Origin of the sequence: Corynebacterium gottingense, assembly GCF_002285125.1 — a bacterium.
In the GTDB taxonomy this organism is placed as follows: Bacteria; Actinomycetota; Actinomycetes; order Mycobacteriales; family Mycobacteriaceae; genus Corynebacterium; species Corynebacterium gottingense.
Map to the genome: position 1 here is coordinate 126,167 of NZ_NSGN01000003.1, position 16,050 is coordinate 142,216.

Below are 16,050 nucleotides of genomic sequence, written 5' to 3' on the forward strand. Positions count from 1 at the left end.
GGTCGTCGCGGTCCAGGTCTTCACAGTGGTGGTGACCCTGACGGTCACTGGCCCCTTGCGGACCGTGCGCACCCGGCGTCGAGTGGTTGCCATCTTCCCTCCTCTCGAGTCGATCAGCCCGAGAGGAGGAATACTCCGCTACTGTTGAAAGATGCATGGATCTTGACAGTTCTCGAGACTTGCCGGTGGGTCACCTCGTTGCAGCGAGGTGACCCTCTTTCATACCTGGCCCCGACCTTGCGGAACCAGTGCCACTAGTGTAACATACTTCATGCAAAGGGTGATGAGCCCTATGCAGGTAAAGAAGTATGGTCGCGTCAGATGGGCGCGGCGTTAGTGAACTGGACGAGGTGGACTTGGTGCGCATCCTCTTCGAGGACGACGAACTTCGACGAGTGGCCGAGGATGTCTCTTACACCCCCAAACAATGGAGCGCGGATATCGCCAAGGCATACCGCAAGAAAATCCAGATCCTGACCCACGCCGTGGATGAACGCGACCTGAGGGCCCTGCGGTCGTTACATCTGGAGCAACTGAAAGGCGACCGAGCCGGGACCTCCTCGATCCGCTTAAACAAGCAGTTTCGGCTCATCCTCAAATTCGCAACCGACAGCGATGGCCGCGTGGCCATCGTTATTGAAATGGTGGATTACCACTAAGAAAAGGTGAACTCATGAATACCCCAATTGCGGCAGAGCTATTCCCGGCCGGAGAAATCCTCGCTGACGAACTGGACGCCCGCGGTTGGAGCCAAACCGACTTTGCCGAGGTGCTCGGACGGCCGGCACAGTTTGTCTCGGAGATCATTTCTGGAAAGAAGGAGATCACGCGCGAATCCGCAGCCCAGATCGGCGCTGCCCTGGGCACTTCCGCGGAGTTCTGGCTCAACCTCCAGGACTCCTACCTCCTATGGAAGCAGTCCCAGGACGCCCGGACGCGGGACAACCTCAACGTCGTGAAAACCCGCGCACAGTTGCGAGAGTTAGCCCCCGTCTCCCTGCTAACCAAGCGGGGATACATCACAGCCACCGACGTGCAGGTACAGGCTCGTGAGGTGTTGAATTTATTCGGCAAGGAATCCTTTGAAGACCCCTTGGGGATAAGCTTCGCCGCCCGCCGTAGTAACCACGAGGAAAATGTCACCGTTTTGCAAGAAGCGTGGGCTGCTTGCGTTAGAGCGACTGCCAGCGCCCTCGACGCTGCCCCCTACTCCCGTGAAGCGCTAGAAGACCTCGCCCGGACGCTATCGAGCAGAGCGCGTGACCCGCAGGCGTTTGCTGAGTTCCAGGATCTGTTCGCCGAAGTGGGGGTGAAGCTTGTTTATGTGGAGGCTTTCCCGGGAGGAAAACTCGACGGCTGCGCCATGATGGTCGACGGACACCCCGTGATTGGCATATCAGGACGGGGAAAACGGCTCGATAAGGTGCTGTTCACCATCCTTCATGAGATAGCCCATATCTTATTGGATCACCTTGCTGATAATGGCGAGGTCATCCTCGACGACCTATCAGTTGATAGTGCCAATAATGAAGCTACAGCAGACCAGCTGGCCAGCAAGCTCGCAATTTCTTGCCCTTTACCGGAAGTTCCTGATCGTGTGCACTCATCCTGGATTAAAGAACAAGCCGACCGCCTAGGGGTTCATCCCATCACCCTGATTGGGAGGCTTCAAAAAGAGGGCAAATTGTCGTGGAAAACCACTCTCGCGCGCAACGCTCCCACCGTCATCGCTCAGCTTGAAAGCTGGAAATCACCGCTCCCAGCCTGACTAGGATTGGTTAGCTTCGTTCACTGTCAGCAAAAGCTGAGAACGACGTGCAGAACGCTGCTTCCTGGACGATTCGTACACCTATAGGTCAAGTGGATCTGCTTATTGCCGGAGCAAGAGGTACGAAAATGCTACTTTTTTACATGCCACGAGAAGAGCCGCCTGTGGTTTAGCGTTGCGTAATTAATATCCATTCCGCGTGGTCACTGGTACGTAATGCATTGTTTCAGGTAATGTGCAGACCGAGAGGCAAAATGATGGAGGATGATTAAGTATGGCCACCGCTCGAAAAGTAATTTCAACAAGATCCATCGCGACATCTATTGCAGCCGCCGCAATTGTATTCGCGGCTAGCCCGGCTATAGCAAACGCTGGGACATACCATGGGCCGTTCCGATTCGAGGCGCAATGCATGTTTGCATCTGGTGAGTATAAGCTTGCTGCTCCTCATTTGGAGCGTCGTTGTGAACGACATGACGATGGAAAGTGGTGGTTCGTCACTAAGTAAGATTCACCCCAGTATACGAAGTAATCCGGCGGCATCGGATTACTTCGTATATCCATTTTCGCCACCAAAGGTCCAAAATTTATTGAGGGTGAAGTTTATCGGCATTACCAGTGCTATCGAGATTACCTGCCCCCAATATTTGATATTCCGTAAGCCGCTTGAACTATCAAAAATGGACGGGTTTAGCTGCAGGGGTCCAGGACGTGTGAGTTCAGCAAATATAAGTATCTGGATTATGCAAGCCAGAATTCCTATGATCATGAATTTTGCGGGTCCTGTTTTATTTCTACGGGCATTTGAACCGAAGTTAAAGCGCCGGTTCATAGTGTAGTTAAAGATGTTCGCTATCACGAATGCTGTAGCGATAAAGACATGCTCTAAGCGCAAACTATAATTTAGAAAAACATTACTGATTAAAGGCATGGATGGATCTATTCCTGTCCATTGCGTAAATTTTACGCAGGAAATAAAAACTACAAGATTTACAATTGTTCCAAACCCGCCGATGATTCCGAACCGGAGGAAATCTGCGAATTTAGACGTATTCCGTATAAGCACCCTTACACTTTAGCGTTGGGGGCCAAAAAGAGTGCGGACCGTGGTCATTTTCTCGGCGGGCACGTCAAAGTGTGGCTTCTTCTATGCCGGGCGGTGAGTGTCCTACCAGGACTGCAAACCTGTATCCGGTGCCCTGCGGCAGGCCTACGCCGCTTCATACCGTTTCCACAGTTCCCGCCTGCAGCTCGCCGGGTGCTCTACACCACCAATACCATCGAGGCGCTCAGCAGTGAGCTGCGGAAAGCTCGATGCCACTGAGGGAAAATCATAACTGCCCAGGGGGCAGGGGAACCGTATTTTGCTTTATGGCTTGCATCATTTAAATCGGGGGACGTCGCCCTCGAGACAATCTAATTCCATCTGTCCGAAGGGATCTTCTGACAGTGTCACGGGATACCCCAAACTCGTTCATTGCATCGGAGATAGACGGCCACCTGCCTGTTTCAGCATTAGCGGCCATAAACCAACTAGCAATAGCGAATCTGCTCGCTTTCGCCCCCGTTTGTCAGCGCTGGTTGGCTTCTTTGAGGGCGATTCGCCGCCCTTAGGCGTATTCCCCTTCGGGGTCTGTTTCCCAGCGTTTGGCGGCTTTTGGCCGCCTCTGTGGCCCATGGTGGACAGGGCCTTGCGCCGGCTTGTGGTGGCGTATTTCGCCGTGGCGTGCCATAGGAGTCGGTCTTGCCCTGGGTGACGTAGCCACGCACACGCCGAGCCATGGTCTGGCGGTCTCGCATCGGCGGCATCTCCGCTGCCCTGTCTCGTTTCCTTGTACCTATATCAAACATGCACATCCCAATGCTTCCCGCGGGTAGAGAGCTCTCGTCCGCCAGAAGCAACTGACCCCAAGCCCCCTGAGCACCTTAAAGCCTTTCGTTGGAACCCCTGCAGAGCAGTCCCTGAGCTATCCATCCACTCGATTGCCGCTCGATCAGGTTCAGTGCATTTTTACCGAATGCACACCCAAAGTGCAGACATTAAAGCAATATGTTAAATCAATAAGAATAGCGCATTATCAGTTGCGCGACCGGGCAGCTTTTAGAAGATTTTACGCCGGATGACTTTTCATCCTGCTTTTGTTCACTTTCACCCAAGAAAGGGATTTATGCCGCACGCCCAGAAGAAACTACTTTCCGGCTTTACTGCAGCTGTGATTGCATTGACAGCCACCATCGCAATCGGAACGGCTAATGCGGAGACGCCCGCAGTCGATGAGTCTGTACAAAGCGCCATCGAAAAAACGAGGATTGAGCAAAATGCTGATCTTTCCTCGACTGAGGAAGCCACCTTCGAGCCATCTATTTCCACTTACTCTGCAGATGGACTCACCGCAGCTCCTGGAGCAAGTGGAGCATACGTAGGCATCAACGTAAACGGTAGTGGACTTCATGTAGATACTGTCTACGTGAATTACTTTTCTGGGGTTGAGCTTGAAAACTCCACAGTAGAGGACATGGAGCTCGCCTGGTACGAGGGTGGACAGCGACACGCAGAAACCACTGGTCCTGACAGCGGATGGGCGCGTGCTACTCGTAAGTGGGATTTTAACCGCAGCATTGACGCCGGCCCTATGTGCGGTCGCGTAAAGGTTGAAGGACAGTGGAGTAACTACGCCTGCGTAGATATCAAACCTTAGGAAACTCCCAAAAGGGCGAGGGGCTTCAGTAGTTCCTCGCCCTTTTGCCTTGGCAATCTTCTCTACATTCTGTCCTTTTGCTTATCGGCATCGGTATGTAAATCCGTTTGACTTGCCGATCGGTACCCGTTGGTAAAGCCCCTCAGAATTTTGGCCACCCACCAAATCGCCATAATTGCGATGAAAGCAAGGATCGCATAGACGAGAAATTCCTGCATCGAGAAATTAATTGTCGGTCTCCTATCAGATACAGCAGTTACAACAAATTCACCGCAATAGTAAGGCGGCCAGTTATCTGACGCACGGTTGAGAAATTATTCGTATCCAATCCGTTACGTAGCGATACGCGGTGACACCGAAGCACTCAAACAGTTCCGACCAGTAACTCTGTGCGTACTTGCGCTCTAGCGCGCCTTGGTCGGCGCTGCCCCAGCCGTCCAGGCGGTCACGCCACCACAGTTTGAAGCGGTCGAGGTTCTGGCGCATAGTCGCGCGGTCAAGACGAAGTGCAGCAGAGGAAGTCACTCCACCACCTTAGCCAGACCGCACGACGTGGCCATTGAAGTATCGAACATTCATTACCCAGCGCACTTGGTTGAGTGGTGTTAGTCTGACGAGGACGCTGGGGGTGGGTTCCTGCTCCGCAGGCGTCCGAAGACCCTGGGTTGAGCAATCCCCCAACAGCATCTCCAACGTAACGTTTATTGCTAAAGTTTTTGGAGTGGGGAACATCGGGGAATTTTCGCAGTCCGTTCTGGGAAGAATAAGAGACCTTCTCTTCGGCATCTTGGTTGTGTTAGCGATTCTTTTTTATGCCGCTTAGCTCTTCGAAGACTCCGCCTCGAGAGTCGCGGTCTTTGAATTTGGTGGCAGGGTATTGGGATCATCAATTCCCGCAGCCGTTGCGTATTTCGGAGTCATGAGAACCATCGAAAACTCACGTAAGCAAGATCTTTTAAAGGAGTGGCACTCCAACCTGCGTTGGGCAACAGATCTTTGCGCTTCACAGGAGCCGAAGATGATCGCCTTGGGAGTGACCGCAATAGTTTCCCTTGATGATGCACCTTTTCTGGGCGATAATGAAAACGATCTTGTTGATTCATTGGTGAACCAAATCGCAAAGAGTTGGGATCCGGAAGGTAGGTGACCCAAGTGGAGAAGCGTCACATCTCAGAGGACGAGGTCTACGTCCCCAAAACCAACGTCCCACCTCACGCTGGTCAGATCGCGGCGGCCAAGCTGATCGTGAAGCGCCACCGCGAGGGCAAAAGTCGTTTGGAGATCACACCGAAGATCCGTTACCTGGCCAACTACGAGCTCTAGGACTTTCCCTCGGCGGGCGTGGCCGGCGTACCGTGGCAGGCATGAATACATTGCAAAAAGCGCTCATCCCCGTTTTCGGAGGCGCGGGCGTGCTCCACTTCATCAAGCCTGAGCCTTTCGACGGCATCGTTCCCGAGCAGCTGCCGGGCAGCGCGCGGACCTACACCTACGTCTCCGGCGTGGCCGAACTCGCCACCGCAGCCCTGCTTGCTAACGCGAAGACGCGCGCGACCGGCGGCGCCGTCGCGGCGGCGCTTTTGCTCGTCGTGTGGCCGGCTAACTTCAACATGGCGTGGCAGTGGCGCAACAAGCCCTGGTACCTGCAGGCGGGCGCCATCGCGCGTCTCCCGCTGCAGATCCCGATGATCCGTGCTGGGTGGGACTTGTACAAGAAAGGCAAGAAGTAGCGCGCATCGAGCGCACCCCCGCAATTTTAGAACGCCGGTTCGATTACGCACCTGCGGATGTCAGGCTGCCCAATTACTGTGGGCCACATGACAGCTACGCCCCACCCGCCCTCGTCCCCCTACGCCACCGCGCTGCTCGCGGCCGTCGATACTGCGCAAGCCGACGACCCTCTCGCCCCGGTCACGGTGCTGTGCCCCACGCCCGCCTTCGACGATGTGGTCGCCGCCATTGCCACCGGCGGCCCGCGTCTCGGGGTGGACGTGGTCACGCTCGACATGCTGCTGCAGCGCGCCGCGCGTGATCAAGAGTCCCGCACGCTGCTGCAGCGCGCCGATGTCGCCGCCTTCGTCGCCCGCACCCTCGCCGACGGCGCCGAGCCGACTCCCTTCCATGAGGCCAAGCTGCATACTTCCGCGGCCACGCATGCAGCGCTTATCGACGCCCTGTACACCCTCCTCAACTCCCCCGCCGAATGGCGCGCGGACCACGGCGGCGCGCATTTGCCCAGTATCGTGGCCGAGATCGCCCAGCGCGCCGCCGAAGAGTTCCGCGACACTCGCTTCACCTTCCCGGACGCGGTCCGCGCCGCCGCCGACTCCCACCGCGGGGCGCTCATCACCGTCGGCGCGCTGGCCCACGACGCGCGCACCGAATGGGCGCTCGCCCAGTTCCACCAGGCCACGCCCGTCGAGCTGCCGGACCTACGCGAGGAGACCGAGCGTGTCTCGCTGATCTCGGAGCCGGACGAGGCCACCTACGTCACCGGCCGCATCCTCGACGCCGTCGCCGCCGGCACCCCGCTGCACGCAATCGCCGTGGCCTACTGCGACAACGCGGAGCTTCCTTTCCTCACCCACGCCCTCGACGAGGCGGGCATCCCCTACCACGCGCCCGCGCGCGACGTCTGGGCACAGCAAAACACCTTCCGCGCTTTGACCGCGCTGCTCACTCTGCGCCCTGCCGAGATGCACCGCCACCAGCTCGTGGAGCTGCTCTCCACCGGCAAGGTCAGCAACAGCCCCAGCCTGCGCGCCTTCGACGCCGGCTCGCGCGACCGTCTCGGCACAGCGCTTACCGGTAGCGACTGGGACGCGGTGCTCGACACTGCCGCGCGCCAGGACGAGGACGGCACCCCAGAGCGCGAGCGCGTACCCGAGCGCTCTGTGACCGCAGCCCGTTGGGTCGTGGACCTGCGCGCCACACTCACACCGCTGACCGAGGCGGAGAGCTGGGAGGGCTTCGCTTCAGCGTTCCGCGCCGCGGCACTCGATGTACTCACTCTTGGGAAGCAACAGCAGTCGATCTACCTGGACCCGCTGGTAGACCAGCTCGCCGCCCAGCAGGGCGCGCCCCAACGTGAGCGCGCTCTCGAGATCACTCGCGAACTCGCCGCCCGCCCGGCGCGCGCCACCAACACCGGTGTGCTCTCGGTCGGACCGCTTGAGAGCCTGGACGGGCGCAACCTCCAGCTCGCGTTCATCACCGGCACCACCGACGCTGCCCTGCCCGGCTCACTGACCCCGAGCGCGACGATGACGCAGGCGCAGCAGCACACCACTCCGGACAAGTTCCTGGCGCGTAGGGAGCGGACGCTTGCGGGGGCGCTGCGGGCGTCGAGAAGCATTGTGCTCACACGCGCCCGATCTGGGATTGCCGGCGGAGGCTTGACCGAGCCCTCCACCTGGCTTGACCAGGACGAAACCCGCGTTGATGCGCTCTACCCGGGGCTAGTAAGCGGCGAGCGCACGCCCACGAGCCAGACTGAACTGGCGCTCGCGAACGCGCTGACCGGCCACCCGAGTAAGCAGGCGGCGCGCTACGCGGAGATCATGCAGGCGCGGCATGCGGGCGTCGCCGGCGAATTTACCGGCTACACCGGCACCGACTTTGGCCTGCACACGCTACAGAAACCGATTTCCAGCTCCGCGCTGGAGGGCTTTACCAAGTCGCCGCTGGAGTACTTTATCCAGCGCGTGACCGGCAACTGGGTGCTTGAGGACGACGCGGAGGATATGCACGTCGCCTCCTCCGACACCGGCACGATCCTGCACGCCGTGTTTGAGCGCTGGACCAACGAGGTGTGGCTGGACAATCCCAACCGCCCCGAGCACTACGCCGACCTGGATTGGGAGGGCGAGGCCGTCGAGGTGATGGATCACACCCTAGACCGGGAACTGGCGCAGCGCCGCACTGACCAGATCAACCCGCTGGTGTGGGTCACCTTTGCCGAGCAGGCGCGCAAGGACGTACACGGCTGGCTCGCCCAGGAGCGCAACGAGGCAGAAGAAGGCTGGACGCCACTTGCCACCGAGTTCGCCTTTGGCAACACCGAGGAAGAGCCCGCGGCGTCGCTTCCGCTTCCCGAGCTCGGCGTGGACCTGCCGGTGAAGGGCTACGCCGACCGCGTTGATTACAAGGTGGAAGACGGCACCGTCATCGTGCGCGTGACCGATTACAAGTCCGGCAAGGGCAAGACGACAAGCACGTACGTGGAGCAGAAGACGCCGACCGGGCAGGTCAAAGACGGCGCGCCGCACTACTACTTCCAGCTGGCTCTGTACGGCTACATCGTGCGCGCGCTTGCCGCCACGGGTGATCCGGCCGTGCTTTTCCCCGGCGGGCCCGCAGAGTGGCCCGGCGAGGTCACCGAGGTGCAGGCGCGCTACTGGTTCTTCCGTGACCCGGACGACTCACACGTGAAAATCACTGTCGACGACGACGCAGTTGCAACGCTGCAGACCAACCTAGGCAATGTCTACCGCCACATCCAGCACGGTGCGTTCCCGCCACACGCTATCCCGGAGCGCTGGAACAGCGACGAGCGCCTGCGCCTGGGGGTGTCCAACTACAACGCGTTGACAGCGACTATGCCGCCTTTGGACTTCGAGCAGCCTCTGACCACCGAGTACACTGCGCCCGCCGACGCCTAGCCCCGCGAGAGGAAAATCAATGACTCAAGCACCATTTGCCGACCGCCTCTCCGAGGACGAAGCCAACCGTGAATTCATCCAGAACCAAGTCGAGCTCTCCTGCTTCGTCGAGGCGGGTGCCGGCTCCGGCAAGACCGTCATGCTCATCCAGCGCCTGCTCACGCTGATTATCGAGCGCGGCACCCGCATCGATCAGATCGCCGCCATCACCTTCAACGAAGCCGCAGCCGCGGAGCTCACCGCCCGTTTGCGCCGCGCGCTCATCCAGGTGCGCGACACCGGGGCATACACGCTCGGCAATGGGCAGCCCCGCGCATTCCACGACCCGGAGCGGGCCAAGCAGCGCGCCCAAGAAGCGCTCGAAGGTCTGCCCGGCGCCGCGCTCGGCACGCTTCACTCCTTCTGCCTGCGCGTGCTCAAGCAGTACCCGTTGGAGGCCGGCCTGCCGCCCAAGGTCGACGCCGTCGATGACCTCGCCGCTTATTTCTCCTCTGCCCAGCACAGCGAGGCAATTATCGAGACCATTACCGCGCTCTTCGAGGGCAGCGAAGAAGCCACAGCAACTATCGACGCCCTGCCGACGAACATCTCCGCAGCCGAATTCATCACCCAACTGCAGTACCTCCTGGGCGAGGGCGTGACCTTCAAGCACCTGCAAGAGCTGGTCGAGTGGATGGACGCGCACTGGGGCGAGCTCGGCGCCACGATCAAAGCGTCCGCCTTCGAGGCGCCACCCGAAGACGAGCTACGAGCCAGCCTGTGCAAGCAGCTGCGCCTGATCCGCGATCGTGCCTACGCCTCGGGCGTCTCCGACAAACTCCTCGCCTTCTTCGATGACCGCCTGGCCGAGCTCGACGCGGCGGACTCCCTCGCCGAGCTCAGCTTGCCTAAACCTGGCAATACCGGCGGCAGCAAGCCGGAAGCTAAGCAGGTCAAGGAGGAGTACAAGGACTTCCTCGAGCGACTCGATGAGCTTGGGTGCTACGCGGGGTACACGGCGACGTCGACAATCGCTCCCGTGCTCGCGGCCCTCGTGCTCAGAGCCGCCGACACGCGCCACCGCACCGGCGTCCTCGAGTTCCACGACATGATCTACCTGACGCAACAGCTCGTGGTCGACGACGAGGTGCGCGCAAAGCTGCATGAGCAATACCGCGTCATCTTCGTCGACGAATTCCAGGACACCGACCCCGCGCAGCTCGACATCGTCACCGCGATCGCCCGCGGGCCGCACGACACCCCGCAGCCCGGCCGCCTGTTCATGGTCGGCGACCCGAAGCAGTCGATCTACAAGTTCCGCAACGCCGACATCGACACCTACGTCGCTGCACGCACCAGCGCCGCCGCCCGCGATGCCGACCACGGCGTGAAGCAGCTCTCGCGAAACTTCCGTTCCTCGGAAGCGGTCGTCGCCGCTGTCAACGAACTCTACGGGCAGCTTTTCGACGCCCACGCGAGCTCCAACGACGGCCCAGCCCAAGCCCACTACGTGCCCATGCTTCCCCAGGACGCCACGGAAGGCCGCGAGGGCGCGTTCATCGTGCTGCAGGACGCAGACGCGGAAGACCTGCCGCCCGCCGAACTGCGCGAACGCGAAGCCGCCGACGTTGTCGCGCTCATTCGTGCGGCGGTTGCCGGTGCGGACCCTCGCTTCGTCCACCACAGCGGTGCGCAAGCCGGAGCGCCCCTGCGCTACTCCGACATCGCCATCGTCGTGCCCACCCACAACGATGCGCTGCGCCTGATGCAGGTCCTCGGCGACGCAGACATCCCCTGGGTTTCCGAGGGCTCCGGCGCGCTTTTTGCCACCCCGGAGCTGAACGACCTGTTCACTGTACTGCGCGCGGTGGCCGACCCCGCTGACAACTTCACCCGCATCGCTGCCCTGCGCACCGCACTTCTCGGCTGCTCGGATGCGGACATCGCTCGGTGGGCGCAGGTACGCCGCGAGCACCTCCATGAAGCCCCGGAGTCGCTCGACGCCGCGATGACGCAGGATGAGGTTGCTGCGAGCGTCGACACTTGCGTCGAGCAGCTTCGCCGACTTTCCGCGGAAGCACAGCGCACCGATGCGGCGACCATGGTGCGCCGCATCGTCGCGGAGTTCGGACTCGCGGAGGCCTACGCCGCAAGTGGCCACCCCGACCACCTCCCGCGCGTGGAGACGTTGCTCACGCTCGCTGACCGCTTCTCTGCCACAACCGGGCTCGGCCTCCGCGAATTTGTTCGCTGGTCTGACACCCAAGCTGAAACCAACCAGGGCGTCTCCGAGCCTCTGCTTGATACCGGCACCGACGCAGTTCGCTTCATGACGATCCACAAGTCCAAAGGTCGCGAGTTCCCCATGGTCATCGTCGCTGGCATGTCCGGCCACACCTCGAGCAGTCGCGCGGTACGCACCTTCTCCCGGGCAGATAGCACCGCGCAGTTCAAGCTCAAGGACGCGCCGACCCCCAACTACCTCGTTGCCAAGGCCTTCGACGACGAAGCCGACGCCAACGAGCTGATCCGCCTGCTCTACGTCGCCATGACGCGCGCCAAGTCCGTCCTGGCTATCCCGCTGCAACTCAAGAAAAACAGGCCCAAGAAGAAGGGTGGACCACGCGAGTACACCAAAGCGCAGCGCGGCGCGAAGCTCGCCGAGGTCATCGACGACTCCACCCAATACGCCCCCATTGCCCGTGAGGAACTGCCAGGTTTCGACGCCATCGCGGCACCCAAGGCGCCGGACGCCGCCCGCAGTGCGCCGAACGCAGAGCGCTTCACTACGAATGCCGAAGCACTTGCCAAGGCGACCGGCATCACCCAACGAATGGGCGTCACCGCCATCGCTCACGCTAAGGACCAGGCCAACCCCGAGCCCACCGCCGACCCGAACGGCGTGCATCGGGCGCAGTCCCGCCCGGCGGACGACGCGGTGCCGCGCCACACACACGTCACTGGCGTACGCCTGCGCCACTCCCTGGATGAGCGGGTGGCGGCAGCCGGCTTCCCGGCCCGCCAGATCAACAGCGGTCTCTACCGGGACAACGCCGGCACCGACTTCGGCACCGCAGTCCACGACGTGATGGAGCACCTGCCCCAGGGCGACGAGCTCGAGCAGGTCGCCGCCACAGTGGCCTCGCTCTACGAGCTGCCGACCTCGGCCGTGAAAGACGTGGTGCGCGTCGCCGCGAGCTTCGCCGAATCCGCCCCGTACACGCGCAGCCTCGAGGCTGATGCCAAGGCACAGCGGGAGCTGCCGGTTATCGGCACAGTCGACGGCACCGCGGTCAACGGCTACATCGACCTGCTCTACCGTGACACCAGCAGCGACAATGCCGGATGGGTCATCGCCGACTGGAAGACCGACGTTACCGCCAAACCGGAGACCGTGTCCAGCTACTTTTTGCAGCTGGACATCTACGCCACCCTGCTCGAGGAAGCGCTTGGCGAACCGGTCACTCGCCTTGAACTGATCTTCGCCGGAGTTGAAGAACCGCAGGTGGTGGTGCATGAGCGTGGCGTCGATAAGCGATAAGCCCTGACGCGACAAAGCGGGTGCCTCGGATAACTCGAGGCACCCGCTCAGTGTTTGGGTGGGCCGGAAGTGACTAGAAGAACTTCGGCAGGCCCGGGATACTCGGCAGCAGACCAGCCTGGTAGGCGCCAGCGATCAGGGCGAGCACCAGCGCCAGGCCACCGGCGACACCGGCAGCCTTAGCGCCCTGGGAAGAACCCTCTTCCTGTTTGCCCTGGTCCTATGCGACGTCGTTCTTGTCGTCGCCCTCGCCTTCGTTGACGTCGTCGGCGTTGTCGTCGAGCTCAGAGCCGAGGCGGGTGGAAATTGCGCTAATGAGATTCTTGGCGTCATCGGAATCGTCCGCATCAGCGACCCCCGGGACGACACTCAGTGCCAAAGCGGAGACGGCAAGCGCCGCGACGGTGCGCGGGGCGAAACGCTTATGCCCGACCGGACGATACAACGTGTGGTTTTATCTTTGGTGCTTAACAGATAGGGGCATAGACTGAGGGCTTATGGGCGACAAGACTGCAAAACCCGATTTGAAGACCACCGCGGGCCGCATCCAGGACCTGCGCAACCGCCTGGACGAGGCGCGCACGCCGGCCGCTGATCGCGCGGAGGCGCCGACCGAAGGCGCGATGACGGCACGCGCGCGCGTGGAGGCGCTGCTCGACGACGGTTCGTTCGTGGAAACCGACGCGCTCGCGCGCCACCGCGTCGAGGCGTACAAGATGGATCGCACGAAGCCCGCCACCGATGGCGTCATCACGGGCTATGGGCTTATCGACGGCCGCCGGGTCTGCATCTTCAGCCAGGATCCCGACATCTTCGACGGGGCCATCGGCGAGGTCTACGCCGAGAAAATGCTCAAACTCTTTGATCTGGCAACCAAGACCGGCGTACCGGTCATCGGCATCTACGACTCGGTCGGTCCGCGCTGGCAAGAAGGCATTGTCACCGCCCACATGCAGGCCAAACTGCTGCGCGCCGCCACCCACGCCTCCGGCCTCGTGCCGCAGATTGCGCTGGTGGCCGGCGAGGTCGCCACCCTCGCGGCGACCACAGTGCCGCTTGCCGACGTCACCGTGATGGTCGAAGGCGCGAGCCTCCACCTGTCCGACACCGACATTGTCAGCCAGGTCTCCGGCACCGCGACGACCGCCGACGCGCTCGGCGGTGCGGCCGTGCACGCCGCGACCACAGGCCTTGCGCACGTCACCGCCGCGGACATGGCGGGCGCACTCGATGCGGTGCAGCGCATCGTGGGCTACCTGCCGCTGAACAACCAGGCCGCCTCCCCGCTCGGCGCGGACGCGGAGCACGCTGCCGCAGAGGTCGACCTGGACTCCATCATCCCGGACGACGACGCGCAGCCCTACGAGGTCGCCGAGATCGTCGCCGCAGTCACCGACGGCGACTTCTACGAGCTCGGCGCCGACTACGCCGGCAACGTGCTCACCGGGTTCGCGCACGTCCACGGCCGCGCCGTCGGCGTGGTGGCCACCCAGCCGAGCGTGCTCGCCGGCTGCCTCACCGAAGCCGGCGCGCGCAAGGCCGCCCGCTTCATCCGCACCTGCGACGCGTTCAACCTGCCGCTTGTGCAGTTCGTGGACTCCCCCGGCTTCGTGCCCTCCGTCGACGAGGAGCACGCCGGCGCACCCGCTGGTGCCGCCGCGCTCGCCTACGCCTTCGCCGAGGCGCAGGTCGGCACGATGACCGTGGTGACCCGCAAGGCGCTCGGCACCGCCTACACGGTGCTCGGCTCCAAGGGCCTGGGCGCTGACTTGGTCTTTGCGTGGCCCACCGCACAGATCGCGCTTGCCGACGCCCCCACCGCCGCCTCCCACCTCGGCGTCGACGCCGAGCAGTACGCCGAGGAGAACCTCAACCCGTACGTGGCCACCGAGCGCGGACTCGTCGACGCGGTCATCCCACCGTCGGCAACTCGCCGCCACGTCCTGGAGGGCCTGCGCCTGTTGGAGCGCAAGGTTGCATATCCGGCGCAGAAGAAGCACGGCAACATCCCGCTGTAGCCGATATACTTTCGCTACACTAAATTCTTTCTCGCTGAAAGGAATGCTATGACTGCACCAACTGCCACCCGGTTCACGGTGACCAAGGGCAACCCCACCGAGGACGAGCTCGCCGCGCTCGCAACCGTCCTTACGGACCTCCAGGCAGCCGCGAAGGCGAAGCAGCAGCCTGCAGACCAGAACCGCTGGGGCGCCCCCGCCCTGGCACACCACGGGGAGCAGCTGTTCAACCCGCACGCATTCGCCAACGTCACCTACTTCTAACCCCATGCGCCTCGTTCTCGCCTCCCAGTCCCCCTCGCGCCGCATGCTGCTTGAGCAGGGTGGCGTCACCCCAGTGTTGCGGCCCGCCCACGTCGACGAGGACGCGATCATTCGGGATTTGGCCGGAGCTGAGCCACGGGTGATCGTGGAAAAGCTTGCGCAAGCGAAAGCCGCCACCGTGGCACCCGACTTCCCCAACGACGTGGTCGTCGGCTGCGACTCGATGCTGCTGCTAGACGGCCAACTGCTGGGCAAACCCCACACCACCGAGCGCACCATCGCGCGCTGGAAAGCCCAACGTGGCAAGGAAGCACACCTGCTGACCGGCCACGCCGTTGCGCATAAGGGCGAGTGGGTCGTGGACACCATTTCCACCGCAATCCGCTTCGGCGACGTCTCGGACGCCGACATCGAGGCCTACGCCGCCTCCGGCCAACCGCTCGAATGCGCCGGCGCGTTCACGCTCGAAGCGCTGGGCAGCTGGTTCATCGACTCCATCGACGGCGACCCTACCAGCGTCATCGGCCTGTCCATGCCGCTGCTTCGCCGCTGCCTCTACCGCTTCGGCCTCAACGCCTCCGATTTCTGGGACTAGTACCCGCGGGCAGAAAGGAACTCGTCGAGCACGGCGAGGCCTTCGGGGTTCGCGTCCACGCACATGCGTAGCCAACCACCGATCGTGTTTTTCGGGTTGCGCACGCTCGACGGCAGGCTCAGGTCGAGCACGCCCGTGCCGAACAACGCCTCGTAGATCGGCCGACGCTGTGCATCATCCATCCCCATGTCAATGGCCAGCTTGATGGGCACGTCCCCGCTACGGTTGCGGAAATTCACGTCCGCGCCGCCGTCGATAAGCCTTTGCACCAGCGCGGCGTCGCCTGCGCCCAGCGCTTCGTGCGAGCACACCAGGGTCAGTGCGTTCTGGCCAGTGTCGACCCGCGCAGCGTCAGCGCCCCCGCCCAACATGTCGTTGCTGATCTTCGCGCGCGCCTCCGGGTCACCGTTGGTCAGTGCCGCGAATAGTATGTCGGTCACGTCGTTTTCTTCCGCGTCGAAGACCTCGCAGAACTCCTCGTAGGTGCCATTCCCGGCAACATAGAGCGGGCTTGCCATGGGGGCC

The 16,050-nt window shown here is 61.9% G+C and carries 15 protein-coding genes and 1 pseudogene; 12 read left to right on the forward strand and 4 right to left on the reverse strand.

What is annotated here, in order from left to right; translation table 11 throughout:
• Nucleotides 1-308: 308 nt before the first annotated feature.
• Together CKJ82_RS04185 and CKJ82_RS04190 are read left to right on the forward strand one after the other, a co-directional pair.
• Nucleotides 309-659 carry a type II toxin-antitoxin system RelE/ParE family toxin gene (locus tag CKJ82_RS04185; RefSeq protein ID WP_240510679.1) on the forward strand — a complete coding sequence of 117 codons (351 nt, stop codon included), beginning with the start codon at nt 309-311 and terminating at the stop codon, nt 657-659.
• Nucleotides 660-673: 14 nt separating this feature from the next.
• The gene (locus CKJ82_RS04190; protein WP_095537152.1) at nt 674-1,768 is read left to right on the forward strand and encodes a HigA family addiction module antitoxin; all 1,095 of its coding nucleotides are present in this window, start codon (nt 674-676) and stop codon (nt 1,766-1,768) included.
• A gap of 547 nt (nt 1,769-2,315) precedes the next feature.
• On the opposite strand, the gene CKJ82_RS12140 is transcribed toward CKJ82_RS04190, so the two are convergent.
• Nucleotides 2,316-2,834 carry a GtrA family protein gene (locus tag CKJ82_RS12140; protein ID WP_095537153.1) on the reverse strand — a complete coding sequence of 173 codons (519 nt, stop codon included), beginning with the start codon at nt 2,832-2,834 and terminating at the stop codon, nt 2,316-2,318.
• Nucleotides 2,835-2,984: 150 nt separating this feature from the next.
• Here CKJ82_RS12140 and CKJ82_RS12145 point away from each other — a divergent pair.
• Together CKJ82_RS12145 and CKJ82_RS11595 are read left to right on the forward strand one after the other, a co-directional pair.
• A pseudogene (locus tag CKJ82_RS12145) lies at nt 2,985-3,080 on the forward strand (transposase); the annotation flags it as partial.
• 808 nt (nt 3,081-3,888) lie between these two features.
• Complete coding sequence (locus CKJ82_RS11595; RefSeq protein WP_133064011.1) at nt 3,889-4,467, forward strand: hypothetical protein; 579 nt, start codon at nt 3,889-3,891, stop codon at nt 4,465-4,467.
• A gap of 291 nt (nt 4,468-4,758) precedes the next feature.
• Here CKJ82_RS11595 and CKJ82_RS11940 read toward each other — a convergent pair whose 3' ends face one another.
• Nucleotides 4,759-4,992 (reverse strand): hypothetical protein, encoded by a 234-nt coding sequence (locus tag CKJ82_RS11940; RefSeq protein WP_205691375.1) that lies wholly within the window; start codon nt 4,990-4,992, stop codon nt 4,759-4,761.
• A 394-nt stretch (nt 4,993-5,386) separates the two neighbouring features.
• On the opposite strand from CKJ82_RS11940, the gene CKJ82_RS11600 reads away from it, so the two are divergent.
• The 5 genes from CKJ82_RS11600 (at nt 5,387) to CKJ82_RS04220 (ending at nt 12,648) form a co-directional block, all read left to right on the forward strand.
• The gene (locus CKJ82_RS11600; RefSeq protein ID WP_133064012.1) at nt 5,387-5,614 is read left to right on the forward strand and encodes a hypothetical protein; all 228 of its coding nucleotides are present in this window, start codon (nt 5,387-5,389) and stop codon (nt 5,612-5,614) included.
• A 5-nt stretch (nt 5,615-5,619) separates the two neighbouring features.
• Nucleotides 5,620-5,790: an RNA helicase gene (locus tag CKJ82_RS04205; protein WP_095537154.1), complete on the forward strand. Its 171-nt coding sequence runs from the start codon at nt 5,620-5,622 to the stop codon at nt 5,788-5,790.
• Between the two features lie 41 nt (nt 5,791-5,831).
• The gene (locus CKJ82_RS04210; RefSeq protein ID WP_095537155.1) at nt 5,832-6,197 is read left to right on the forward strand and encodes a DoxX family protein; all 366 of its coding nucleotides are present in this window, start codon (nt 5,832-5,834) and stop codon (nt 6,195-6,197) included.
• Between the two features lie 87 nt (nt 6,198-6,284).
• The gene (locus CKJ82_RS04215; RefSeq protein WP_165765376.1) at nt 6,285-9,128 is read left to right on the forward strand and encodes a PD-(D/E)XK nuclease family protein; all 2,844 of its coding nucleotides are present in this window, start codon (nt 6,285-6,287) and stop codon (nt 9,126-9,128) included.
• A gap of 19 nt (nt 9,129-9,147) precedes the next feature.
• Nucleotides 9,148-12,648: a UvrD-helicase domain-containing protein gene (locus CKJ82_RS04220; RefSeq protein ID WP_095537157.1), complete on the forward strand. Its 3,501-nt coding sequence runs from the start codon at nt 9,148-9,150 to the stop codon at nt 12,646-12,648.
• A gap of 220 nt (nt 12,649-12,868) precedes the next feature.
• Here CKJ82_RS04220 and CKJ82_RS04225 read toward each other — a convergent pair whose 3' ends face one another.
• A complete protein-coding gene (locus CKJ82_RS04225; protein ID WP_165765377.1) occupies nt 12,869-13,027 on the reverse strand; it encodes a hypothetical protein in 159 nt (52 codons plus the stop codon).
• Nucleotides 13,028-13,145: 118 nt separating this feature from the next.
• Here CKJ82_RS04225 and CKJ82_RS04230 point away from each other — a divergent pair, with 118 nt between their 5' ends.
• Genes CKJ82_RS04230 through CKJ82_RS04240 form a run of 3 tightly spaced genes read left to right on the forward strand, consistent with a single transcriptional unit; the run spans nt 13,146 to nt 15,525 of the window.
• The gene (locus CKJ82_RS04230) at nt 13,146-14,666 is read left to right on the forward strand and encodes an acyl-CoA carboxylase subunit beta (protein WP_095537159.1); all 1,521 of its coding nucleotides are present in this window, start codon (nt 13,146-13,148) and stop codon (nt 14,664-14,666) included.
• 48 nt (nt 14,667-14,714) lie between these two features.
• A complete protein-coding gene (locus CKJ82_RS04235) occupies nt 14,715-14,930 on the forward strand; it encodes an acyl-CoA carboxylase subunit epsilon (protein WP_095278771.1) in 216 nt (71 codons plus the stop codon).
• Between the two features lie 4 nt (nt 14,931-14,934).
• Nucleotides 14,935-15,525, forward strand: a complete 591-nt coding sequence (locus CKJ82_RS04240) for a Maf family protein (protein WP_095537160.1) — start codon at nt 14,935-14,937, stop codon at nt 15,523-15,525.
• Here the strand turns inward: CKJ82_RS04240 and CKJ82_RS04245 are convergent.
• On the reverse strand, nt 15,522-16,043 hold the full coding sequence (locus tag CKJ82_RS04245) for an ankyrin repeat domain-containing protein (protein ID WP_095537161.1): 522 nt from the start codon (nt 16,041-16,043) through the stop codon (nt 15,522-15,524). The genes CKJ82_RS04240 and CKJ82_RS04245 overlap by 4 nt on opposite strands.
• Nucleotides 16,044-16,050 lie beyond the last annotated feature (7 nt).